The sequence below is a fragment of the Enhygromyxa salina genome, assembly GCF_000737335.2.
Classification (GTDB): domain Bacteria; phylum Myxococcota_A; class Polyangia; order Nannocystales; family Nannocystaceae; genus Plesiocystis; species Plesiocystis salina_C.
In genome coordinates, this window is record NZ_JMCC02000003.1 from 46,775 (window position 1) to 70,755 (window position 23,981).

Below are 23,981 nucleotides of genomic sequence, written 5' to 3' on the forward strand. Positions count from 1 at the left end.
TCGACGACGAGTCGAGTTACTGCGTGGTCGACTGAGCTCTGGCGGCGCGCGGGAGCTTCAGCAAGCTGGCTGAGCGTAAGCGTGCGCGTGGACGGCGTGATCCGAGCGTGCCTTCGTTGGAGCGGTGACGCCCCGCCGCGCCCAGGCCCGCCGAGCTGGCAAGCCGTGGGCTTCGAGGCCCGGAATGATCACCGCCTCGACGCACGCGTGGAACAGCTCGCGCGCCGCCGCCCCCTCGCACAGCCCAAACGCTTCACCGCCCGCTGGAACCACGAACGCGGCCGGCAGATGGGCGAGCTCGTGGCGCTCGAGCTCGGCGAACGCGACCTCGAGATAGTCACCAAGCCGGTCGAGCAGCGCCGGGTTGGCGCCCGCGAGCAAGCGCGGCAGCAGCCGCCAGCCAAAGTTTGCGTGGCCACACTCGTCTGCGTAGATCTGGCTCAGCAGCTCGCGCAGCGGGCCCTCGGGCATCTCGATCCGCTCGGCGCCGATCAGCGCGACCGCGACCGTCTCGCTCAGGCAGCACACGCTCAAGAGGTTGCGCAGCGCGGCCTCGAGCGGCGAGCGTGCGTCGTCGTGGCTGGGAAACGCGGTCGCCGGCAACGCGGGCGCCCGCGCTGAACCACCAAGGGCCTCGACGACCGCCCCACACATCACCCCATGCAGGCGCTCCTCGTCCGCGAAGCCGCGCAGCCGGGTGCGCTCGCTAGCGCTCAGCTTGGCCGCGCCCGTGAGCTGCTCGAGCTGGGCGCTCAGGCCCTCGAACACGCGGGCGGAACCATGCTCGTTGACCATGCGCCCGGTCCACGTGACGACCGCGGCCCGCTGCAGCTGCGCGGTCGCAGGCTGCGTGGCCAGCGACAGCCCGAGCTCCCGCGCCTCGTCGCGCAGATCCAAGATCCCCGGCTTCGACGCCGGGCTGAGCTGGGCCAGCGAGCGTTGGGCCGACGGCGGCGTGGGCGGGCCCCACGGCGTGCACGCGCCCCCGGGCCAATCGAGCAGGGCACAGCACGCGGTTTGATTGTGCATCCAGACGTCGTAGGTCTGATTGCTGGCGGCCTTGGTCTGCTCGTCCGCGTCCTCGGGGAACGGCGCACTGATCGCGGTCAGCAGCATGTTGCAGCAGCGTTGGTTGGCTTCCGTAGCGTCGAGCTCGGCGTTCTCGTTGGTCGCAAGCCGCGACTCACAGGCCGCCAGCTCACCGCGCTGCTCGAGCTCGGGCGAGAGCGCGGCCTCGCGCTGCGCGTCTGTGACCGACGGATCTGGCTCGGCGATCACCGCTGGCGCGGCGCCGTCAGCAGACCCCTCACCCGAGCCCGAGTCGGGGGCCGTGCTCTGCTCGGCCCGACAACCGGGGCTCGCCAGCAACGCCGCGCAGCAAGAGATTCGAGCGGTGGCGGCGAGGGCTTCGTGGAAGGTTGCGCGCTTCATGGGGACTGCGCGGCCTCGACCGCGGCCGCAGCCTAACACCGCCGCGCGCCAGCGGGCGAGAAAACTCGCCCGAGCTGAAAGAGCGCTCAGTAGAACCGGCAGTAGCGATAGCGCTTATTGTCGCAGTAGCTGCCGTTGCACTCCATTCCCTTGATGTAGTAGCCGTTGCCCGCCATGAACGCGGACTGCTCTTCGGAGTACCAGCCCGACCAGTAACAATTGCCCGTCTTCGAGCCCGGGAAGGCCGTGCAGCGCAAGCTCAGGTTGTCGCAGTAGCTGCCCGTACAGTCGACCCCCGTCATCCATTCGTTGGATCCCCAACAGTGGCCCTCGTTCTCGTACCCAGACCCTTCCTCGGAGAAGTAGTCGGTCCAGTAGCTCGAGCCGATCTGGGTGCCGCCCACTTCTTCACAATAGGGGCTGACATTGTCACAGTAGGAACCATCGCAGTCGAACCCGCGAACCGCGTAGTGATTTGGACACATCAACGAGGGATATTCCTCGGATGTGTAGCCGATCCAGCCCCGGAACATGTCCGTGTCGTGGACCTCGTCACCGGGGACGGCGGCGATGACGTTGTCGACGGAGTCGACCGTGTTGATGTCTGCCTCGGTGCCGCATCCAGCGATAGCCAGCGCCAAGCCGGCGTACATGATGCACGAGAGCGTGTTCTTGTTGTTTCGGTTTCCGTCCATGACTTTGTCCCCTTCGAGCGTGAAGAATGGTCATTTTCAGCTTCAATTATTGTGCGGTTTTGGTGAGCAGGGGCCCCCGAAGGTCAGAAGTAAATGCGCCACGTTTCTCGCAGCCCGTGGTGCAAGGCGTCCTTGTCGCGTGTTACTATCTGAACCCGCGGGACCATGCTCGAGAAGCTCTTCATCACGATCGTCATCGTGGCCGGACTTGGCTGCCGGCCAGCGCCACAATCTCCAAAGGCCCCCGAAAGCGAGCAAGCGAGCTCACCCGAGCCGATGATCGATTGGCAAGCGCATCCCGCGATGCACATTCCGTGGCGGATCTTTGGCAAGGGCCTGCGCGACCGCGCGCCGCGGCGATCCTATCGTCACCAGTTTCGTCAGACTGTGTTTGCCCCCTATCTCGAGCAGTCGGGGGTGCGCTTGTTCCTCGCCGCGGCGATGGCGGCCGAGCGCGCGCGCAGCCCCGCGCACGCGCGCAAGCTGATCCTGCGCCAGTTCGCCTATGTAGAGGCGTTCGTGGCCGCGCACAGCGATCGCTACGCGATCGGACGCAGCCCGGAGCAAGTCCGCGCGCTGCTGCGCGACACCGACAAGATCGTGATTCTGCACTCGATCGAGGGCGGCCACCTGCTGCTGAACAACCCCGAGGACGCCGCGTTCTGGGCCGAGCAGGGGGTTGTGCTCATGACGCTCATCCACCTGCGCGACGATGAATTGGGCAGCGCCGGGATCCTGCCGGGCGCGATCGGACCGATCGTCAACCGCCGTGGCGCCAAGCGCCGTCGCTACGGGGAGCGCCGCGGCCTCACCTTTCGCGGCAAGCAGGCGATCGTCGAGCTCGACGCAGCCGGGATCCTCGTCGATCTGAGCCACATGACCCAGACCTCGATCGACGACGCGCTAGAGGTTACCGGTGCCAACGGCATCGCGCCGGTGATCACCCACGGCAAGCTCGCGGCGATCCGCGACACCGAGCTGGCCCAGCGCGACGACCAGGTGATCGAGCTCTATCGGCAGGGCGGCATGTTCTCGCTGGGGCTCGCGGGCGCCAAGCTCGACCCGATCCATCCCGCCGATCCCAGCCGCGCGATCCCAGCCGATGTCTGCCGCGGAACCCTCGAGATGTTCCGCGCGCATCACGAGGCCGTCGTCGCGCTGCTTGGCGCACACACCGAGGAGCTGTTCGGCACCACGGGCCCGCTGACGCCAGCCCAGCGCGCACGCCTGGCCGTGGGCTGGTCGTCGGATTGGAACGGCTGGCTGTCGCACTCCAAGCCGGTCTACGGCGCGGGTCGGTGTCGTCGGCGCGCGGATCTGCCAGACGGGCTGCCCGCGCTGGACATCGACACGCGCGGCCTCGCCCACCCCGGCATGTTGCCGCAGCACTGGGAGCGACTGCGCCGCGACGGCATGGATCTCGAGCCCATGCAGCGCTCCGCCGAGCGCTTCTTGCAGCTGTGGGAGCAAGCCCGCGACTGAACGGCGCCGCCCCTGTTCAGCGCGGCCTGGATCGGTGATATTCGGCTCCCCACGCCCCACCGGGCGTAGAAGAAGAACAAGAGCGCAAAGATGTCCGAGACCCCAACCATCATCTACACCAAGACCGACGAGGCGCCGGCGCTGGCGACCTATTCCTTCTTGCCGATCATCCAGGCCTTCGCTGGCTCCGCGGGTGTCGTGGTCGAGAGCCGCGACATCTCGCTGGCGGCCCGGATCCTGGCGGCGTTCTCGGACAAGCTCACGGATGCGCAACGCAGCAAGTGTCACGACGCGCTCGCCGAGCTCGGTGAGCTGGCCAAGACCCCGGCCGCGAACATCATCAAGCTGCCAAACATCAGCGCCTCCGTCCCGCAGCTCAAGGCCGCGATCAAGGAGCTGCAAGCCCACGGCTACGCGCTCCCCAACTACCCCGAAGAGCCCGCCACCGCCGACGAGCGCGAAGCCCAGGCCCGCTACGACAAGATCAAGGGCAGCGCCGTCAACCCGGTCCTGCGCGAGGGCAACTCCGATCGCCGCGCCCCCGCAGCCGTCAAGGCCTACGCCCGCAACAACCCGCACTCGATGGGCGCGTGGTCGGGCGACTCCAAGACCCGCGTCGCGACCATGGACAGCGGCGACTTCCGCAGCAACGAGAAGTCGCTGACGGTCCCCGCCGCAACCAGCGTCCGCATCGAGCACGTCGCCGCCGACGGCACCACCACTGTGCTCAAGGATGATCTGGGCCTGCTCCCGGGCGAGATCATCGACGCCACGGTGCTCAGCAAGGCCGCCCTGCTCACCTTCCTGGCCGAGCAAGTCGCCGCCGCCAAGCGCGAGGGCCTGCTGTTCTCGCTGCACATGAAGGCCACGATGATGAAGGTCTCGGACCCGATCATCTTCGGCCACGCGGTTCGGGTGTTCTTCGCTGGCCTGTTCGAGAAGCACGGCGCCACGTTTGAAGAGCTTGGCGTTGACGTGAACAACGGCTTCGGCGACCTCGAGTCCAAGCTTGGCCAGCTGCCCGCGGACAAGCGCGCAGAGATCCAAGCAGACATCAAGGCCGCGCTCGAGGCTGGCCCCGCCCTCGCGATGGTCGACTCCGACAAGGGCATCACCAACTTGCACGTGCCCAGCGACGTGATCGTTGACGCCTCGATGCCAGCAATGATCCGCAGCTCGGGCAAGATGTGGAACGCCGCCGGCAAGCTGCAAGACACGATCGCCGTGCTGCCCGACAGCAGCTACGCCGGTGTCTATCAGGTCGTCGTGGACTTTTGTCGGCAGCACGGCGCGTTTGATCCGCGGACCATGGGCAGCGTGTCCAACGTCGGTCTGATGGCCCAGAAGGCCGAGGAGTACGGCTCGCACGACAAGACCTTCGAGATCGCAGCGGCCGGCACCGTGCGGGTCGTTGACGCCGCTGGGGCCACCCTGCTCGAGCACACCGTCGAGCCCGGCGACATCTGGCGCGGGTGCCAAGCCAAGGACGCCCCGGTCCGCGACTGGGTCCAGCTCGCCGTCCGCCGCGCCCGCGCGACGGGTGTGCCCGCCGTGTTCTGGCTGGACGCGGAGCGGGCCCACGACGCGCAGATCATCGCCAAGGTCAAAGCCTGCCTCGCGGAGCTCGACACCGAGGGTCTCGAGCTGCCGATCATGTCGCCCATGGAGGCCACGCAGTTCTCGCTGGAGCGGATCAAGGCGGGCAAGGACACGATCTCGGTCACCGGGAACGTGCTGCGGGATTATCTGACGGACCTGTTCCCGATCCTGGAGTTGGGGACCAGCGCGAAGATGCTGTCGATCGTCCCGCTGATGGCGGGGGGCGGTCTGTTTGAGACGGGCGCTGGCGGGTCAGCGCCCAAGCATGTGCAGCAGTTCGAGGCTGAGGGGCATCTGCGCTGGGACTCGCTTGGGGAGTTTTTGGCGCTGGCGGTGTCGCTCGAGCACCTTGGGGAGCGGTATGAGCTGCCGCGGGCGAACGTGCTGGGGGCTGCGCTGGACGCTGCGACTACGCAGTATCTGCTGCAGAACAAGTCGCCTTCGCGGAAGGTGAATGAGCTGGATAACCGGGGTAGCCAGTTTTATTTGGCTATGTATTGGGCGCAGGCTTTGGCGGCGCAGGAGGAGGATGGCGAGCTTGCGGGGCGGTTTGCTAAGGTTGCTGAGGCGTTGAGCGGGAGCGAGGCGACGATCGTTGCGGAGCTCAACGCGGCTCAGGGGGGGGCTGTGGATCTTGGGGGGTATTATCAGCCCAACGAAGAGCTGGCGACGAAGGCCATGCGGCCTAGTGCTAGCTTTAATGGGATTATTGCGGCGGTGTAGGGGAGTAGCCCGTACGGCGGGATGCGGATTTCCGCAACGATGGCGCGGCCTTGCCCCGCGTCCCGCCGTGATTGTTGGGTTCTCGCGCAGTGTGGTCCGGTGGGTTCCAGGGCGGAGAGGCTGCAGCAACAGAGTCACAGCACGTCCAAGCCGAGCGGTCAGCGATCACCACCGCCGTCTGCGTCGAAGCGCTGGGCCGGGATCGTGAGTCTTCTTCGATGGCGCCGATGTGCTGATAGACTACCTAAGAGGCCTTAGCCCGCGCTTCGGGCGCTATTCTTAGTGGGCGATCCCCTTGATCAGATCGGGCGTGGTGGTGCCGAATAGGCCCGACGACGTCGCGCAGGTGCTCGCCGACTTGGGCCGCTGGTGGGTCTCCTTGCTCTCTAAGCGTCGTCCTTAACAAGCCACTGAATGATTGCCGAAGGCCCTTGGTTTGCCATCTTGTTCGCAAAGCCAGACCAATCGTCAGGGAAATCAAAACGTAGTCCCCCAAATCGGAAATCACCAGGCCCGCCGATGAACGAATAGGTGCTGCGCTGGGGACAGTGTTCTCGCAATGCACAATAAAAAGCAACATGAGAGCATCCGGTGGTCAGAAAGTGCTCAGGCAGAGTCAGCGAGGCGACCTGAGTGAAGTGTTGGTCGTAGAGGAGCCCCAAAACGGCCATGCCCGTGATCGACCAACCATCGGTGCCTCGGCGAACAATCCTGTCGACTGTATCACGGTCAAACTGATCGCCGAAGTTCTTGGCGAGGAAGCGATGCCTGCGGATCGTCTTGGCCAGCTTCACGAAGGGCGTGAGCCGAGAGCGGCTGGCCCACGCGTCCCATTCGTCGAGCTTCCACTCAGCGATGACGATCGAGCTGCACTCCAAGATGGCGACCAGGGTCTCCTTGAGGAGGTACCCCCGGTAGATTCGTTCGTTGGTCTTTGGCAGGTCGGCCAGCTTCTTGTCCTCGAGGTCAGTCAGGTTCCATGGGCTCTTGAGTAGCTGCCACCGAGTGTTTTTGAGCGCCTTCTTGTCCTCGGGTTCGGCCTCGCGGACCTCGTCTCGCCGGACCTCGTCGGTGGCCTCGTTGGCGAGTTTCTGGACGTGAAAGCGATCGAAGATGATCGTCGCGTTTGGGGCGGCCTCAGCGACCGCCTTGATGTACGCCGCGCTCATGTCGATCGTCACGGACTCGAGAGTTTGGCGAGCCGCTGTGGGCCCAGAGCGTCAAAGAACTGTTTGAGCGTGGCCGCGCTCTTGCCCTTGGCCGCCCAGACGACGACGCCGCGCTCGTGGTCGACGACGACGGTGATGTACTCGTGGTGACGTCGGTAGCTGATCTCGTCGATGCCGATGAGCCGCAGGTTGTCGAGGCGGTCGATGTCGCCTAGTTGGTCAGCGACCACGCGGTGGATGATTTTGCCGACGGTGGTCCAGCCGATGCGCATGAGCTTGGTGACCGTGGTCTTGTCGTTCTGTTGCGCGAGGTAGGTCGTGTGCATCTCGAACGTCCGCGTAAATCGGGAGCCGCTCTGTGCCCAAGGCACGGCCTCGACCTTGACACCACAGTCGAAGCACGAGACCCGTCGGATGGAGTAGCGAATCCGACAAACCATGCCGCCGAGGTCGAGGTGTCGCTAGGTCCGCTGGCGCCCGTCGTACCCCGGGGCACTTGCCGTGGCAGACGCTGCAACGGGCGATCTCCCAGGTGGGCTGGACGTCGGCGATCACCCCTTGCTCGTCAAATTCGACGGCGGTGACGATCGTGTCTTGGAGAGCGATAATGGTTCGGAGTAGACTGGTGGCGCGCATGGCTGCGGGAGCGGTGTTGAGTGCTTAGAACACCCTCATTGTCGCCCCTGTACGCCGTGCGCGCTTCTTTTCTGCTCAGATCACCGCCTGCGGCTGTCTCCGTGCCCTTGGCGGCCGAAGTGGGGTCTCCCGCGACCCACAAAAACTCTAGGAGAGCCAAGAACATCTGCTTGGCAACAGCATCTCCCCGGATCGTTCCGCGTAGTTTGCAGCCGAGATCCGCGGCAGCCTGAACAACGAGGTTGACAAGGCCGCGATCTGATATCGTAGGGATGCGTTGTGCAAGAACTGTCACTATATCAGCGGCGGCGCATTCCAGATTCAGGGCCGACGCAGACCGCATCGCGTCTAGTAAACTGAGAACGAGTTGAGTTTCGTTGCGACCAACTGCGATATTGCGGAGTTCGCCCCGAAGCCCACTAGAGAGGGTCTGATCATGAGCGAGCCAGACGACCGATGAATCCTGAGTTCGTGAATGCCTAAAATGGAGGCCCCATCGCTGCAGCCACAAATACCATGCCTGCATCATGACGAGATCGACGCATACCAGAACCACAGGACAGCGGCATGATTTGGCATACCTTAGATGCTTGCTCTCGACCTTGACCTTGACATACCCGTCCTTGTGCTCGACCTTGAACTGGAGTTTGAGAATGTCGCCCTTGAGTTCTCGGTTTCCCCTCGAGTCACAAGGCTCCGCCAACTCCGCTTCCGCATCGACACCGAAGTCTTCTGTCAGATCGCGGGCAATCCAACTACCATGCTCGGAGATTTGTGACATCACCCAGCGGTGACCACGGCTACCGATCTGCTGCGAGAGACTTTGCTTTGGCATGATTGGCAGTACATAGCAGTCTACTTGACCCAGTGGGTGAGATCTACTGTCGGAGACGGTTGCCTTGTTACGCGCATCGAGGATGCCGGCTCCCGCGGTGCGGCCATGGCTGCCACTCGACTCCGCGGCGTGATCAACCCTACCGTGAGGAAACCATGGATGGTTGAACCCGCATCTCGTACCGATGAGGCTGGTGCTCGTCGTGGGTTCGAGTTCAGCAGTCGTGCGCATTGTGTGAGCGTCCAGCGGGCCCGCTGGCGCGTGGTTCGCCGCGCAATTCCCGATCGAGCGGCGTGGCTCGATGGTGGGCACTTCGGTCGCCGAACTCGGTCGCGTTAGTTGCGCTTCGCTGGGCTGAGGACCGCGGCCCCACCCCGGTTCAGGCGGTCCAACCCGTTGGGCCAGGGGCTCACACCAAGCGGTTCCTGCTCGTCATCGACAACTTGGCCCCGAGCGTGGATCCCGTGCCGGGTGCTGGTCACCTCAAGTGCGCCTGAGGTGCACCCTACGCGTCCGATTCTGTGTCTAGTTCCTGCCGAGGTGCTGAAACGGGAGACCCGCGGTGCCAAGCTTCACGACTGCGTACGCGCCGGCTCCTCCGAGTGCGCGTGCGATGCGCGTGGTGTACCTCAGCCCTGGGTGCCCGCCGCAATTCCAGCCTACTTGACGAACCAGGGACACAACATTATTGTTGTGTCCGTGCCCGTGCCCGACTTCGATCCGATCACGGGTTGTCTCCCGCCCGGAATTTTCTGGGCGAGTTGGGAGGAATTCACCGCTCGGTTCGGCGGCACGCCTCACAGGGAGTCCCTCCTTCTGGGCCTGGAGCAGGCGCTCATCGCCCTCGCAACCGCGGGGTGTGGATGCGTCTACGTCGATGGGAGCTTCGTGACATCGAAGGTCCATCCTAACGACTTTGACGCGTGCTGGGACATCACCGGAGTCGCCACTAACCTGCTCGACCCGGTACTGACAACGTTTGACCCTGGTCGGGCAACGCAGAAGGCCAAGTACGGTGGGGAGCTGTTCCCCGCGCATGTGGCAGCATCCCCGTCGGAGATCTACTTGGAGTTCTTCCAAACCAACAAGGCGACCGGGGCCCGGAAAGGCATCGTCGGGCTGAATCTGACGAGGTGGAAGTCATGATCAAGAACGAACGGGAGTACCGGATCACGCGCAGCCAAGCGGAGTCCTTCGAGGGTGCGCTCCAGCAGCTCGGAGCGAAGTCCGCTGCCGACGACCCGATCGTCTCGCTGCAGCGTCGCGCAATGCAGAGCCAACTCGACGACCTGATCGACGAACTCGCTGACTACACCGCCCTACGTGAGGGTCGCGTGTCTGTTCTCCGAGTCTCCTCGTTCGATGAGCTGCCGACCGCGCTGATTCGAGCTCGGATCGCGGCAGGTCTTACCCAGAAGGAATTGGCCGAGAGGTTGGCCCTAGCGCCGCAGCAAGTTCAACGATACGAGGCGAACGACTACGCAACCGCGAGCCTTGCGAGGATCCAGCAAATTGCACGAGTGCTAGGGGTAGCAGTCAGGGAAGAGGTTTTCCTTCCGGGCGTGGACGTTTCAATGTCCGCACTACGAGGGAGGCTGAAGAAGGCCGGTGTGGATCCGACCTTCTTCACTCGCCGACTCTTTAACGAGAGTGCGGACGAGGAGAATGATGCCCAGACAGCACTCCGGGCTGGAGACGTGGTTTCGCGTATCTTCGGCTGGTCCTCGGTAGACATCTTCGCGGGTAGCAGCCCCCTGAAGGTCGCTACATTCGCCGGCGCCCCCCGATACAAGCTGCCTGCGACGGCCCAGGCCACACGCACGGACGTGCTGACTGCCTACGCGAGGTTCGTCGCGGAGATCGCAGTGAAGGGAACACCAGAGACGTCTGGCGACCCGATTCCCACATCGGCATCGGGTCTGCTTCGGGAACTAGGTTCCCCAGATTCGATAAGGCTCTCGACGCTTCTCGACTACCTGTGGTCCCGCGGCGTTCCAGTAGTGCCGCTTGCCGAGAGCGGAGGTTTTCATGGAGCTTTCTGGAGGATCAACGGGCGCAGCGCGATCGTTCTCAAGCAGAAGACGGCTTCTGAGGCACGGTGGATGCACGACCTCCTGCACGAGATGTACCACGTAGCTTGTCACACTGAGGAGCGCGACTACGAGATGCTAGAAGGAGAGACGGGCATGCACGGCGCTGTGGACCAGAAGGAGGAGCAGCGGGCCACGAAGTTCGCCGGAAACGTCCTGCTGGGAAACAGGGCGGAAGAACTGGCAGAGGAAAGTGTGCGCGACTGCAGCGGTAGGCTCCAATGGCTCAAGCGTTCGGTTCCAGCCGTGGCAAAACGAAACTCGGTTCGCGTTGATGTGCTGGCGAACTACATGGCGTACCGATTGGCTCTCCAAGGCGAGAACTGGTGGGGTGCCGCGAACAACCTCCAACCACCGGGTTCACCCTGGGAAGATGCGCGGGAATTTCTGCTGGGACATGTGCAGACCGCAATGCTCGAATCGTCCGAACGCCACTTGCTGAGGCTGGCGCTCCTGGACATGGGAGCTTGACATGGATGACGATGACGATGTTCTGAAGCCGCTTGCGATCCGTTGCACGGACACCGACTGTGAGAACGGGCTGCACTGCTTCTTGCAGAAGAAGCTCCCGAAACAACCGAGGCCGACTGGACACTGCCGCGACTGCGGTGCTGGCCTCGTTTCATGGGACCGTGTGAGGCGCCGGGACATTAGGGATGTCCAGTACACGTTCGACGCCCTCAAGCATGAGCTAATCCGACACGCATTTTTCCACCGGCGCTTTGATCAACACGCCATCAATCACGCCAAGCGGAAGGGCCGGTTGGGTTTTGACGCAGCCGCTGAGGCCCGCATCAGAAGCTCAGTTGGTAGCGCCAAACACCCGAGGCAAGGGCGCCAAACTCCGTACGACAAAAACGTACTTCACTACGCCCAGCACGCTGTGGCCGCCTGCTGTCGGAAATGCATCGAGTATTGGCATGGCGTCCCGCCGGACCGAGACTTGTCGGAGGAGGAGATCAAGTATCTCACTCAATTAGTGCTCCTCTACGTCGACCAACGCCTGCCCGACCTAAACCCGAACCCTCAGAAGGTACCCCGGATCCCGAATCAGTGGGCCAGGAAGGCGACTAGTAGGAAGAAGCGATGACGGGCTACATCAAGACTGAAAAATACTCAGCGAAGATGCGTCAACGCATCGTCCGGCCAGCGCAGAGGCAGTTGCTAATTTCTAGGATTGCAGGATCCGTACAGGAGAAGGACATGACCTTACCGCCTAACTGCGGTGGTCTGGGACGCATTCGCCATTTCTACAAGGGCAGTGGCGGCGAAGGGTGGCCAGCCACCCCGCTGCCGATTGTGCCAGCTCTCTCCAGCCTCGGTCGAGAACAAAGTGATTCGCTAACCGCGGAGGTGTTTCAGAATGCGGGATGCAACTGGCGCTGCTGGTACTGTTTCGTCCCATTTGAGCTTCTGGATGGACGCGAAGCTCACGGAGAGTGGGTAAATGCGGGCGAACTCGTAGATCGGTACATCGCGGAGCCAGATGCGACACGGCCGGCGATGATCGTTCTCAGCGGTGGTCAACCGGACTTGTGCCCGGAGTGGGTTCCCTGGACCATGGAGGCGCTGCGTGCTCGCAACTTGGAGGGCAAGGTCTACCTGTGGTCAGACGACAACTTGAGCACGGACTATTTCTGGACATACTTGACCGAGGAGCAGCGGATACTAGTCGCTACCTTCAAGGGGTACGGACGCGTCGCATGCTTTAAGGGCTTCGACAACGAGTCGTTCGCCTTTAACACGGGGGCAGCTCCAAAGCTGTTCGATCAACAGTTTGACCTTTTTGCACGGCTTCTGGCGACAGGCGTTGATCTATACGCGTACGTTACCCTCACAGGGCCATCGGTGCACAACATCGATGACAGGGTGGCGCGGTTCGTCGATCGCCTGCAGTCTGTTCACCCGAATCTTCCGCTTCGGACAGCACCACTTCGCGTCGTTACCTTTGGCGTAGTTGGAGAACGGTTGCGGGGTCCGCTGGTTCGGATCAGGGATGATGCGGAACGCGCGACCGAAGAAGTCCAGGTCCGAGCGATCGCGGCTTGGATGCGGGAACTCGAGGCGCGGTTCGATGGCGAAGCCCGCGCCACACCGATTGATCGGGTGACCATCCGGTGACGACCATTTGTGTTCTCCGAATCGTTGGGGTACTAGCCAAGCGTGCCCCTGAGCGAACTCACGGAGACCGAAACCATCAAGCAAGTCCTCGGCCCCAACGGGGAAGGAGCAGTCGTTTGGGATCAACTTCGTAGGATCGGACGGTCCGGCTCGCAGGCGCTCGCTGCGGTCCACTTGGCGGTCTTCAGGGAGCCGTGGCTGTCGTACGTTCTAGACGGCTCAAAGGAAGTCGAATCGCGGTTCTCGAAGCGGCGTGTCGCGCCCTACGGAGCGGTACATCGCGGAGACTATATCCTGCTGAAACGGTCCTCCGGCCCAATCGTTGCCGCGTGCCGAGTCCGGCGAGCCTGGTTCTTCGAGGTTCCTGCGGAAACGACTCTTTCCGGGATCCGCCGTGAGTTCGGCGGTCGCCTTCGAGACGACGTTCCGGGATTCTGGGAGTCGCGCGCAGACGCCCGGTTCGTGAGCCTGTTCGAGCTGTCGAGCGTGCGGTCTCTCTCGACACCGGTCGAGATCTCCAAGCGAGATCGCCGCGGCTGGGTTGTCGTACACACTCCGGGGGACGGTGTGCCATGAAGTGGGCAGTGGCGGTGTCTGGGGGTATCGGAGCAGGAAAGACCGAAGTCTCGCGCCGTATCGCGGATCGTACGGGATGCCCCCGAGTCTCGTTTGGTGACTTCGTCCGCGCCGAGGCCTCCAAGCGAGGAGCCGATGAATCCCGGGCCGCACTACAGGCACTCGGAGAGCAACTGATCGCCGACCTCGGCATGGAACGGTTCTGCAACGCCGTTCTCCACAGCGCGACTTGGGACCGCGAAGGTATTGTTATCGACGGTCTCCGTCATCTCCAAGCAGTAGAGGCGACGCGCCGCGCGCTCGCGCCATGTCCTCTCATTCTCGTCTTTCTGGATGCCGATGCTGACACCCGTTGGAGGCGTGCCCATGATCGCGCTCGCCCTGGAGACGCAGCGGCGGAGGAGCACTCGACTGAGGTCGAGGTTCCCGCGCTCAGCACCGTCGCCGATCTGAGTCTCGACGCACGCATCCCAATCGACGAGTTGGTTAGCGCCATCGTGGCCGACCTGAAGGATCGAGTTGTAACAAACTAGACGCAGACGGGGGTTCGCCTGGGACCTCTGGGCTCTGTCGACGGGGGCGAGGATCCGCGACAAGCCAATCGTATTGGGCGAGACCACCGCGTCGGCGCCGGCTTGCTGCAGCTTCTGGTAGACCTTTTCATCCGTACAGCGAGCGACGATCCGCAGATCCCCTCGGATCATGCGAGCGGTCACCGTGATCAACAGGTTCTCTTTGTCCTGCGGGGTCGCGACGCACAACCCCTTGGCGCGATCGATGCCGGCCTTGCGCAAGATCTCGTCGTCAATCGCGTCGCCGATCACGATCGAAAAGTCGGCCTGCAGCTCTTCGAGCAGTGCGCGCGCCTTGGGTTCGTCGAGGTCGATCAGCACGAGGGCCCGCTGGGTCTCGAGCAGTTCGCGGATCATGTGCCACCCAGTCCGACCGGCGCCGCAAACGATGTAGTGATGTTCGAGGGCGTTGATCGAGCGACGCATTCGGCGCGTCCACAAGCTCCGGTCGAGGTTGCCCTCGACCATGAAGGTCCGCCCTTCGGGCGTGTCGCTGAGGTCAATGACCTCGCCGCAGCCCCCGTTCGTCAGGGTGATCATGGCCATGCAACCGGCATCCAGCAGGCCATACTGCGAACCACCGATGTAGGTGCAGCCAAGCACTCACCGCGAGCATATCCCGGGGTGCTACCCTGTCGCCATGACGCGGCCCTTACTTGCTTGCACCATCCTCACCCCCTTCGTGCTTGGGCTTGGCTGTCAGCTCCCCAACCCAGCGTTCAACGGCGACGGCGACACAACCGGAACCAGTGACACATCAGACACAACCGCAGGCAACACGAGCGCGTCAACAAGCGCGAGCACCAGCACCACGACCGGCGACGGCGACACGGCAACATCCGACGACGGACCGCCCGACACCGGGATGGAGGCTCCCGACGACGGCCCCAAGCTCGACATGATGGCCGATGGGTGCGACGTTCCAACCACCGAGGGTCTGTGGCCCCGGTTTGGCGCGCCAGCGCAGTTCGACAATCAACAGTGTGCCGGCAGCGTGAACAAGTATGTGAAGCTCATTGCCCAGGACAACGGCGACTGGGTCGTCAACACCTGCGAAGAACTCTGCGCCAACTGTAACGACGGTCAAGAGTTGATCGTGAGCGCGAAGTCTCTGGACCTCGCCACGCTGATCCCCCCGCAGGAGCTCAATTCCAATCAGCCGTGGATCGGGTGCTACTTCGTGCAGGCGGCCCCGCTCCTGTACCCGGAGAACGACGCGTGCATCTACGGCTCGCTGTCGATTCACTCGGACGAGGGCCCCGGCAGCCAGCTGCTCTTCAACGCCAACCGTGAGAGCAATGGCTTGACCATGTCGGCGGTCGGCAAGATCGGCAACTGGCAACCGCAGCTCGCGGACCAGCTTGAAGCGGATCAGTGCGCCTGCGCCGAGCTCGACATGGACTGCTGCCCCAACCACACGGTCACCGCCAAGAAGTTCCTGCTCGGAAACAACGTGACGGTGTACCCGGGAGAGGACGACCTCACGACGATCGCTCAACAACCGTGGCAGTTCTGGGGTGTCCAGGCGCAATCGGGGGTTGTCTGCGAGCTCACCCCCGAGACCTCGTGGGCGATCCAGTGGATGAACTGAGCCGGCTGCCCATCGATCATAGCCGCAGCTCTACGGCCAGCAGCGCGCGGATGCCCACAGGCGAGAGCGACGCGAGGCTCTGCTCGCCAACGTCGAAGCTACCGCGACCGAGCGGCAGCAACAGCCCGGCCTCGGCGACAATCGCAACGCGAGCGGTCACGACCCACGCAACTGCCGGGGTCAACGTCGCGGCGATCCATGGCGAAGTGGCGTCACGCGTGTTGATCGCCGGGGCGAGCCCTCGCGCGAACACCTGCCCGGCCTCCATCCCGGCGCACAGCGGAAACTCGAGCTCGCCGCGCTGCGGGACCACGCAGCCGCGGGTACCGATCCACCAGGCTTGAAACCGACCGCCTGCCTGCTCGCGGAGGATCGTGCGGGGCAGCCACCAGCCGGCGTCGACGGACCATCGCCAGCGGTGGCCGAACAGTGCAACGCCAGCCCCGACCGCGCCGAAGCTCGAGTTGGTGGGGCCATAGCCGCCGCCGCCGTGCAGCCGCAACCCGACGCCGAAACTACGGGGCGGGGTTGGTGCTCGATCATCGACGCCGAGCTGGACGGTGACTGATCGCTTCGCCGCAGGTGTGCTGGTGTTCGCTGCGGGTGACTCGGCTCCTGGGTCGCGTCCTCGAGGCACGAAGGCGGGACCCCAAACGACCGGAGCGATCGCCAGACGAACGCGAACTGCTCATCGTAGAGCGCCTCGAACTCGCGCTCGAGCGCAGCATGTTCGCGGACGGGCACTCGAACATGAGGGTTACCGGACCCGGGCGTTTCTGTCCGAGAAATTTTCACTGTCACGTCCGCGTGGCGCTCGATGACCAACCCTCACCCGCATGGAGTGCGCGGCGATGGCAATCGACAAGTCCGCGACGGTCGTCACCCTGCGGTCATGTACGCCAAGACCTTCGTGTTCACGATCCTCGCCGCGTGCGGCGTCACCTCCAACCCAAGCACCGACCCGGACGAGCGCGAGCCCCCCGAAGAGATCCAAGAGGATCAGCACCTGGTGCTGCAACACCGTCAGCAATTTCACTGGCGAGGGCTGCGTCGCCATCGCCAAAGAGAACATCAATTCGTGCAGCAACGTGCTGTACTGCGAAGGCAACTGGATGAAGCAGGACGGGAAGGTGACCTGCGCGTGATCAGGGCGCGGGTCGTGCCGTCAGCAAGACCGCGCGCCCCCCCCTCGAGCCGGCTACGCGCGCGGCCCGATCCGCTCAAACCCACACAGCGGCCGCAAGACCTCGGGGATCACGACGCTGCCGTCGGCCTGCTGATAGTTCTCGAGCACCGCGACCAACGCCCGGCTGGTCGCGACCGCGGTCCCGTTGAGCATGTGGACCATCCGCGGCTTTTGCTTCTTGCCGTCGACTGGCTCGGGCCGATAGCGGATCTTGAGCCGCCGGGCCTGATAGTCGGTGCAGTTGCTGGTGCTGGTGATCTCGCCCCAGTCGCCGCGACCTGGCATCCACGCCTCGAGGTCGAACTTGCGGTAGGCCGGCCCGCCAAGGTCGCCGCTGGCGATGTCGATGACCCGGTAGGGCAGCCCAAGGCTCTGAAAGATCTCTTCTTCGATGTCACGCAAGCGCGCGTGCATGGCCTCGCTGATCTCGAGATCGCCGGCCGTGAACGCAAACAGCTCGACCTTGGTGAACTGGTGCACGCGATACAGGCCCCGCGACTCTTGCCCGTGTGAGCCGGCCTCGGTCCGAAAGCAGTGCGAGAGCCCCGCGACGAGCAAGGGCAGCCGCTCGGCTTCCAAGATCTCGTCGGCCAGCATGCCGCCCAGGGTGATCTCGGCGGTGCCGACCAAGCACAGATCCGAGTTGGCGATGCTGTAGACCTGCGTCGACTCGCCGCGGGGGTTGAAGCCAAGACCATCGAGGATCTCGACCCGCGCGAGGTCGGGGGTGGTGTGCAGCTTGAAGCCGTGCTTGCGGGCGATCTCTAGCGCGTGCCGCTGCAGGGCCATGTCCAGCAGCACGGCCTCGTTGACCAAGTAGTAAAATTTTTGCCCGACGACCTTGGCCCCCGACGCGAAGTCGACCAGGTCGAGGGCCTCGGCCAGCTCGAGGTGGTCCTTGGGGACGAAGCCCTCGGCCGCGAAGTCGCGCCGCTGCCCCCACTGATGCAGCTCGGCGTGGTCGGCGTCACGGTGGCCACGGGGGGTGTCGGGATGGGTCAGGTTGGGGACCAGCGCCCAGGCTTCATCGCGCGCGCGCTGGGCCGCGTCGGTGTCCTCGCGCAGCTGCTTTTCTTTGTCTCGCAGGGCGCGGCCGGCTTCGATCAGCGGGGTCCGGGCCGCGGCTTGCTGATCCTTGGGAAGCTTGGAGACGGCCTTGGTCGCGGCGGAGTTCTCGTTTTGCTCGCGACGCAGATCTTCGGCGGCGCTCAACAAGTCGCGGTAGGTCCCGTCGAGGCTGACGAGCCGGGCGACCGTCTGCGCGGCCCAGTCGGACGCGGGCGTGTCCGCGATGTCGGTGAACACGCGGGTGCCACGATCTCGCAGGTTCTGAGCGATGCGCTCGGGTTCGTCCCGCAGCAGCTTGATGTCGAGCATGGGAAGCCGTCAAAGCCCAGCACCGCAAAGGTGTCAAGTGGGGCGCGCTGCGGTGGCCCTGCGCGACGGTTTTTTGGCGTGCGCGGGGGACCGTGGGATAGCAGGAGCCAACCTCTGTGAGTCCTCGTGCTGCGTCGCTACTCCCCGCTGTTCGCCGTGTTCCTGCTCTCCGGGCTGCTGACCCGGGCCGGGTTCGCGGGCGCGGCCAAGTCCGAGGACGCCCCGCCCGACAACCAGGCGCCCCCGCTCGCGCTGGTGCCACACAGCGTGTCGACGCTGCTCGCGGCCACGGTCCAAGCCGAGCGCCGCGTCCCCGCCAGCTGGCCCGCGCGGATCGACGGGCGCCTGCAGGCCCTGGTCGCCGTCGACCGACAGCCAGGCGAGGCGACGGAGCGCAGCTTGCGGGCGCGCATCGACGCGGCGCTGTCGGGGTTGGATGGGCGTGTGGCCGTGGAGATCCGCGACCTCGACCGCGGTGAGGTGGTGCTGTCGCGGGACGCCGACCGGGCGCTCAACCCGGCGAGCAACCAAAAGCTGATCACCGCGATCGCGGCGGTCGAGCTGCTTGGGGCCGACTACCGGTTCGAGACCAAGGTGCTGCGCGAGGGCGACGCCCTGATCCTGCGCGGCGAGGGCGATCCAGATCTTCACGTCCGTGACCTCCACCGGCTCGCCGCTCGCGTCGCCAGCGAGATCGATCTTGCCGGTGTTCGCCGGGTGATCATCGACGACTTCGTGTTCGACGCGCGCACGCTCGGCCCGGGGTTTCGCAGCGACGGGCCCGGCGAGAGCTACATCGCCCCCAGCGGGGCCCTGGCGCTCGACTACGGGACCGTCGAGGTCATCACCTCGCCCGGCGCCTACCTGCGCCCCGCCCAGATCCACATCGAGCCGTCTGGCGCCGCGATCGAGCTGATCGCCGACACCCGCACGGACGCCGGCTCGCTCGAGGTCACGACCCGCCCGGGCGCCGACGGCCGGACGATCGTCGAGGTCGCTGGCGCGATCCCAGGCGGACACGCGCCGATCAGCGTGCGCCGCCGGGTCGCCGACCCAGGCTTGGTCGCCGGCCACAACTTCGCGCAGCTGCTGGCCGCGCACACCGGTGGCCCGCCGCTGCCGGTCACGCGGGGTCGCGCCTCGGCCAACGCCGAGCTGATCGCCACCCACGAGTCCGCCTCGCTGATCACGGTGCTGACCTCGGCGCTGCGCTACTCCAACAACTTCACGGCCGAGCAAGTTCTTCGCACGCTGGCGTGGCGGGCGACCGGTGAGCCCGGCACCTGGGCCGCTGGCGTCGCGCAGCTTCAGCGCTTCGCCGATCGCGTTAGCCCGACCCGCGCCGACAACCAGCGCTTCGTCAACGGATCCGGCCTGTCCCACGACGGCCGCCTGAGCCCGAGCTTCGTCGTTGACGTGTTGAGCTTGGCGCAGCGTCCTGGTTCGGCTGCGCATGCGCTGCTGGCGAGCTTCGCCAAGGCCGGCGGCGAGGGCACCCTCCACGCTCGCGTCCCTCACGCTGGCGCCCGGGTGCTGGCCAAGACAGGCACCTACGGCGGAGCGAGCAGCCTCTCGGGGATCGTCCGCTCACCCACGGGTGATCGCAGCCTTGGGTTCTCGGTGCTGGTCAACGGCGGCGAGCTCGACAGCAGCCGCGCGGCTCAGGATCTGGTGGTCGCAGCCATCCTCCGCAGCTTCTGAGTCGTGAGCGGACGTTTTGGCTTTCTTGGGGCGTGCCCGTGAGCGCCTGTACGAGTCTGATAGATTCCGCCGACCGGACCGACCCAAATCATGAGCACCCAGCGCCTGGCACTGATCTATGGAGGTCGCTCCTCGGAGCACGAAGTCTCGATCCGCAGCGCGACAGAGGTCCTCGCCGCGATCGACCGCACCCGGTTCGAGCCGGTGCCGATCGCGGTCACGCGCGAGGGCCAGTTCAAGACCGGGTCGCCCGCGCGCCCGCTCGCCGAGCTCGTGCAAGACGGCGAGGACGTCGCCGAGATCGCCCCGCTGCTGCGCTCGTGCGCCTGCGTGTTCCCGCTGCTGCACGGTCCCCACGGCGAGGACGGCACCTTTCAAGGGCTGTTCGAGGTGTTGGGTGTGCCCTACGTCGGGTCGGGGGTGCTGGCCTCGTCGCTGTGCATGGACAAGGCCGCGTTCAAGCACCACGTCGCGGCGGCCCCCTACGAGATCCCCGTCACACCGGGGTTGAGCCTCGACGTCGTGCTCGAGGGCCACGAGCACGCGCTCGCCCGGGCCCACGGGGCGGCCGCCGAGCTCGGCTACCCGATCTTCGTCAAGCCCGCCAACCAGGGCTCCTCCGTTGGTGTGAGCCGCGCAAGCGACCGCGCCGAGCTCGACGCCGCGCTCGCGCTGGCCTTGCGCTACGACACCAGGATCATCGTCGAGCAGGGTCTCGACGCGCGCGAGATCGAGCTGGCCGTGTTGGGCGACGGCGGACCCGACACGATCGTCAGCATGCCGGGCGAGATCATCTTGCCCACCGGTCAGTGGTACACCTACGAAAGCAAATATATCGACGATGTCGCGACCTACGCGATCCCGGTCGAGCTCCCGCGTGACACCACCGCCCTGCTCCGCGATCTCGCGCTGCGGGCGGTTCGGGCCACCCGCTGTGCTGGGCTCGCGCGCGTGGACTTTCTGGTCGAGCGGGGCTCGCTGACGCCGTGGCTCAACGAAGTCAACACGATGCCCGGCTTCACCTCGATCAGCATGTATCCCAAGATGATGGGGGCGGCCGGGATCGGGTATTCAGAGCTGATCACCCGGCTCGTCGAGCTTGGGCTCGACGCCGACCGCAGGCGCAGGACGCTGGCGACGCTGCGCTGATCCACCTGCGCGATAGACGGGTGACGACGCTCGACCAAAGCGGCTACGAGCGTCCCGACAAAATTCCCAATTGAACGCCGTTCATGGCTATCATCGAACGACGCGAACAAGCGCCCTCGCGGACGGGCCCCCACCCGGCTTCGTTCGATGTTAAGATTCCATCCTCCCGAACCGAGGTGACGGCGACCGTGGTCCCCCAGCGGACACCCAAAAAATTCGGCGAGAAAGACCAGCGTTGCTGGTGTCGAACCTCCGACCCCCCCCGCGATCCCGTCACGCTCGAGGAGCTTCAAAACCAATGAACCGCACCATTACAACTTGCCTCACCCTTCCGCTCGCGCTCGCTCTGGCAGCGTGTCCCAGTGACCCACCCGAGACGGACGCCGACGACTCGACCTCGATCAACATCACCATGAGCGGCGACGGTGACGGTGACACCGGCGATGGCGACGGCGACGCGGGTGATGGCGATGGCGACCCCGCCACGAGTGGCGACGGCGACGGTGATGACGGCATGAACTGTGGCGAGGTCTCGATCGCCCCGGAGTACGTGCCCCCGAACGTCGTGCTCGTGGTCGATGCCTCGGGCAGCATGGTCATCAACTCTTGGGACCACGACCTCGACGACCAGACCCCCGACGTGACCCGCTGGAACTCGCTGCACGGCGTCGTCGTCACGGTCATGGACCAGTTCGGCCCGGCCATGAACGCCGGGATTCAGCGGTTTCCATCCGAGGACGCGTGCCCCAACGCGACCCAGCAGAGCTCCAACTGCTACAACGCCGACTCGTGCATCACCAACGGCATGCCCGAGGTCGGCGTCGCGCTCGACAACGGCGCGGCGATCATCTCGGCGATCCCCGGCGCCAACGCGAACAGCCTGGAGATCGTTGGTGGGACCCCAGCGACCCGCGGAATGAACTCGGCCGTCGCACACCTCGAGGCGCAGTCGCCTGATCTGGCCAGGTATGTCCTGCTGATCACCGACGGCGCGGCCAACTGCACGCCCGGCGGGCAGACGACCTTCGACCTGATCGAGGTCTACGACGATACCCTCGCGCCGACCGTCGAGGCGGCGTACATGGACAGCAACATCACGACCTTCGTGATCGGCATCGACATCGTCGATGAGTACGTTGGCGCTGGCGTCGACGGCTCGCCAGAGGCCAACCCCTTCGTCGGCCTCAACGAGGTCGCGCTCGCCGGTGGCGCGCCGAAGAACGGTGGCAACGATGCCGAGAAGTTCTTCAACTCCACCAACCAAGACGAGCTGCTGATGGCGCTTGGCGATATCTTCCAAGACATCACCGAGTGCATCATCGACCTCAACAGCACCGAGCAGGGCCCGCCGGATCCAATCCAGATCCCCTACGTGGAGTTCACCTCCGACGGTATGAAGATCCCCAAGGTCGAGGACTGCGCCAACGAGGACGGTTGGACCTGGCTGGAAGAAGGCGTGATCGTGACCTTCTGCGGCACCTACTGTGACGACTTCAAGACCGGTGGCGCCGTGTTCGACGGCACCTACGGCTGCCCGCCGGCCGGCTAGTCTCGTACCGGGCTGGCAACGGAGCCAAGCCAATCGACCACGGCGTCTCGCCGTGGTCGATTTGTTTTGTCCGGTCACCGCGATCTTTTGCTAAGTTGGCGGACGTGAAGAAGCTACCCGTACTGAACTTGATGAGCGTGGGCGTGTTGTTGTTGAGCGGCTGCGGTGATGACTCGGCTGACGGATTCATTGCAGATGGACCGGCGCCGATCGGCACCCTGGACAACGGCAACGACAACGGCAACAGCAGCGAGACCAACGGCAACGATCAAGGCGGCGATGGTGATGGCGACTCGGGTCCCGGCGACGGCGACGGTGATCCCGGCGACGGCGATGGTGACGGCGATGGCGGCTCCGCTGACGGTGGCAACCACAAGTGGGACACGCTCTCGGTCCCCGACGGATCCATGAACTGCGGCGGCGGGGGCGGCAACGCCAACGAGCCCGAGTGGTCGTATCTGTGGGCGGCCAACAGCTCGCAAGGCACGATCTCCAAGATCGACACCAAGACCGTCACAGAGGTCGGCCGCTATCAGGTCCGCCCCAACGGCGGGGGCAGCCCCTCGCGGACCTCGGTCAGCCTCTCGGGCCACGTCGCGGTCGCCAGTCGCGTGGGTGGCGTCACCAAGATCTACGCCGACGAGAGCTTCTGCGAAGAGTCCAACGGGATGCCCGGCATCCAGACCTCCAACAGCGCCGCGTTCTTGCCCTGGGGCGAAGAAGAGTGCGTTGCTTGGCACACGCCGTTCAACTACCAGACCCAGCGCCCGGTCGCGTGGGGGCCCGGTGAGTTCAACCAGGGCACCTGCCAGTGGGAAGACGAAGAGCTGTGGACGGCCGGCTCGAACGGCCAGGGCATCGACGTGATGGTGCTCGACGGCGACGACGGCTCGATCAAAGAAATGATCAACGTCCCCACTGGCGGCAACGGAATGGCTGCGGACTTCTACGGGATCTACGGCGGCGCCGTGGATGGCGACGGCAACTTCTGGGGCTCGCAGCTGGGCAGCTCGGGCAAGCTGCTCAAGGTCAACCGCGAGGACATGACCTATACCGTCTACAACACCCCCAACGACGCCTCGTGGTACGGCATGACCGTCGACGAAGACGGCATGGTCTGGCTGTGTCGCAACTATGTGGCCCGCTTCGACCCGGTGCTCGAGACGTGGACCACGGCCTCGACTGGCGGCTACACCGGCTGCATGGCGGACGTCGGCGAAGACGGCTTGCTGTGGCAGGCCTCGAGCGGCAACCAAGGCGTGATCGGGGTCAACCGCGACACCCTGCAGGTCGAAAAATCCTGGCCAGCCGGGGGCGCGTACGGGATCAGCATCGACTTCGAGGGCTACGTGTGGGCGGTCGCCAACGGGTCGAACGTCAGCAAGATCGACCCCGAGACCGGGCAGTTTCAGACCTACAACGGCCTCGTTGGCGCGTACACCTACTCCGACATGACTGGGTTCGCGCTGAGCAGCGTGGGCAGTCCAAACGGCTGAAGA

20 protein-coding genes and 1 pseudogene are annotated in these 23,981 nt (G+C 64.8%); 12 read left to right on the forward strand and 9 right to left on the reverse strand.

Features of this window, described 5'->3' with window-relative positions:
- Nucleotides 1-57: 57 nt before the first annotated feature.
- Nucleotides 58-1,431 (reverse strand): hypothetical protein, encoded by a 1,374-nt coding sequence (locus DB30_RS41175; protein ID WP_205632885.1) that lies wholly within the window; start codon nucleotides 1,429-1,431, stop codon nucleotides 58-60.
- A gap of 86 nt (nucleotides 1,432-1,517) precedes the next feature.
- A complete protein-coding gene (locus DB30_RS01710; protein WP_052546187.1) occupies nucleotides 1,518-2,126 on the reverse strand; it encodes a hypothetical protein in 609 nt (202 codons plus the stop codon).
- Between the two features lie 165 nt (nucleotides 2,127-2,291).
- Here DB30_RS01710 and DB30_RS01715 point away from each other — a divergent pair, with 165 nt between their 5' ends.
- Complete coding sequence (locus tag DB30_RS01715) at nucleotides 2,292-3,608, forward strand: membrane dipeptidase (protein ID WP_052546188.1); 1,317 nt, start codon at nucleotides 2,292-2,294, stop codon at nucleotides 3,606-3,608.
- A 90-nt stretch (nucleotides 3,609-3,698) separates the two neighbouring features.
- Nucleotides 3,699-5,930, forward strand: a complete 2,232-nt coding sequence (locus DB30_RS01720) for an NADP-dependent isocitrate dehydrogenase (protein WP_052546189.1) — start codon at nucleotides 3,699-3,701, stop codon at nucleotides 5,928-5,930.
- Between the two features lie 386 nt (nucleotides 5,931-6,316).
- On the opposite strand, the gene DB30_RS01725 is transcribed toward DB30_RS01720, so the two are convergent.
- The 3 genes from DB30_RS01725 to DB30_RS01735 all read right to left on the reverse strand — a co-directional run bounded on the left by DB30_RS01725 (nucleotide 6,317) and on the right by DB30_RS01735 (nucleotide 8,570).
- Entirely contained in the window at nucleotides 6,317-7,111 is a 795-nt protein-coding gene (locus DB30_RS01725) for a transposase (RefSeq protein ID WP_052546190.1), read from the reverse strand.
- A complete protein-coding gene (locus DB30_RS01730; protein WP_052546191.1) occupies nucleotides 7,108-7,539 on the reverse strand; it encodes a helix-turn-helix domain-containing protein in 432 nt (143 codons plus the stop codon). Before DB30_RS01730 ends, DB30_RS01725 begins: the two co-directional genes overlap by 4 nt.
- A gap of 125 nt (nucleotides 7,540-7,664) precedes the next feature.
- Complete coding sequence (locus DB30_RS01735; protein WP_165703590.1) at nucleotides 7,665-8,570, reverse strand: DUF4365 domain-containing protein; 906 nt, start codon at nucleotides 8,568-8,570, stop codon at nucleotides 7,665-7,667.
- A gap of 699 nt (nucleotides 8,571-9,269) precedes the next feature.
- Here DB30_RS01735 and DB30_RS01740 point away from each other — a divergent pair.
- The 5 genes from DB30_RS01740 to DB30_RS42995 all read left to right on the forward strand — a co-directional run bounded on the left by DB30_RS01740 (nucleotide 9,270) and on the right by DB30_RS42995 (nucleotide 13,890).
- Entirely contained in the window at nucleotides 9,270-9,716 is a 447-nt protein-coding gene (locus DB30_RS01740) for a DUF6932 family protein (RefSeq protein ID WP_146657829.1), read from the forward strand.
- The gene (locus DB30_RS01745; protein ID WP_052546194.1) at nucleotides 9,713-11,131 is read left to right on the forward strand and encodes a helix-turn-helix transcriptional regulator; all 1,419 of its coding nucleotides are present in this window, start codon (nucleotides 9,713-9,715) and stop codon (nucleotides 11,129-11,131) included. The genes DB30_RS01740 and DB30_RS01745 overlap by 4 nt, the downstream gene beginning before the upstream one ends.
- Nucleotide 11,132: 1 nt before the next feature.
- Nucleotides 11,133-11,750 (forward strand): DUF4186 family protein, encoded by a 618-nt coding sequence (locus DB30_RS01750; RefSeq protein WP_052546195.1) that lies wholly within the window; start codon nucleotides 11,133-11,135, stop codon nucleotides 11,748-11,750.
- Entirely contained in the window at nucleotides 11,747-12,781 is a 1,035-nt protein-coding gene (locus DB30_RS01755; RefSeq protein WP_146657830.1) for a hypothetical protein, read from the forward strand. Before DB30_RS01750 ends, DB30_RS01755 begins: the two co-directional genes overlap by 4 nt.
- A gap of 572 nt (nucleotides 12,782-13,353) precedes the next feature.
- Nucleotides 13,354-13,890: an ATP-binding protein gene (locus DB30_RS42995; protein WP_146657860.1), complete on the forward strand. Its 537-nt coding sequence runs from the start codon at nucleotides 13,354-13,356 to the stop codon at nucleotides 13,888-13,890.
- An 87-nt stretch (nucleotides 13,891-13,977) separates the two neighbouring features.
- Here the strand turns inward: DB30_RS42995 and DB30_RS43000 are convergent.
- Nucleotides 13,978-14,475 (reverse strand): annotated as a pseudogene (locus DB30_RS43000) (potassium channel family protein); the annotation flags it as partial.
- 94 nt (nucleotides 14,476-14,569) lie between these two features.
- On the opposite strand from DB30_RS43000, the gene DB30_RS01765 reads away from it, so the two are divergent.
- A complete protein-coding gene (locus DB30_RS01765; protein WP_146657831.1) occupies nucleotides 14,570-15,520 on the forward strand; it encodes a hypothetical protein in 951 nt (316 codons plus the stop codon).
- 16 nt (nucleotides 15,521-15,536) lie between these two features.
- Here the strand turns inward: DB30_RS01765 and DB30_RS01770 are convergent, their stop codons facing one another.
- The 3 genes from DB30_RS01770 to serS form a co-directional block, all read right to left on the reverse strand.
- Nucleotides 15,537-16,022 carry a hypothetical protein gene (locus DB30_RS01770; protein WP_052546200.1) on the reverse strand — a complete coding sequence of 162 codons (486 nt, stop codon included), beginning with the start codon at nucleotides 16,020-16,022 and terminating at the stop codon, nucleotides 15,537-15,539.
- Between the two features lie 255 nt (nucleotides 16,023-16,277).
- On the reverse strand, nucleotides 16,278-16,607 hold the full coding sequence (locus DB30_RS01775) for a hypothetical protein (RefSeq protein WP_146657832.1): 330 nt from the start codon (nucleotides 16,605-16,607) through the stop codon (nucleotides 16,278-16,280).
- Between the two features lie 111 nt (nucleotides 16,608-16,718).
- The gene (serS, locus tag DB30_RS01780; RefSeq protein WP_052546202.1) at nucleotides 16,719-18,083 is read right to left on the reverse strand and encodes a serine--tRNA ligase; all 1,365 of its coding nucleotides are present in this window, start codon (nucleotides 18,081-18,083) and stop codon (nucleotides 16,719-16,721) included.
- Nucleotides 18,084-18,209: 126 nt separating this feature from the next.
- Between serS and dacB the strand changes: the two genes are divergently transcribed.
- The 4 genes from dacB to DB30_RS01800 all read left to right on the forward strand — a co-directional run bounded on the left by dacB (nucleotide 18,210) and on the right by DB30_RS01800 (nucleotide 23,978).
- A complete protein-coding gene (dacB, locus tag DB30_RS01785) occupies nucleotides 18,210-19,784 on the forward strand; it encodes a D-alanyl-D-alanine carboxypeptidase/D-alanyl-D-alanine endopeptidase (RefSeq protein ID WP_052546203.1) in 1,575 nt (524 codons plus the stop codon).
- A 90-nt stretch (nucleotides 19,785-19,874) separates the two neighbouring features.
- Nucleotides 19,875-20,933, forward strand: coding sequence for a D-alanine--D-alanine ligase family protein (locus tag DB30_RS01790; protein ID WP_052546204.1), 1,059 nt, complete (start codon nucleotides 19,875-19,877; stop codon nucleotides 20,931-20,933).
- Nucleotides 20,934-21,231: 298 nt separating this feature from the next.
- Nucleotides 21,232-22,482, forward strand: coding sequence for a vWA domain-containing protein (locus DB30_RS01795; RefSeq protein ID WP_052546205.1), 1,251 nt, complete (start codon nucleotides 21,232-21,234; stop codon nucleotides 22,480-22,482).
- 104 nt (nucleotides 22,483-22,586) lie between these two features.
- Complete coding sequence (locus DB30_RS01800) at nucleotides 22,587-23,978, forward strand: Vgb family protein (protein ID WP_165703584.1); 1,392 nt, start codon at nucleotides 22,587-22,589, stop codon at nucleotides 23,976-23,978.
- Nucleotides 23,979-23,981 lie beyond the last annotated feature (3 nt).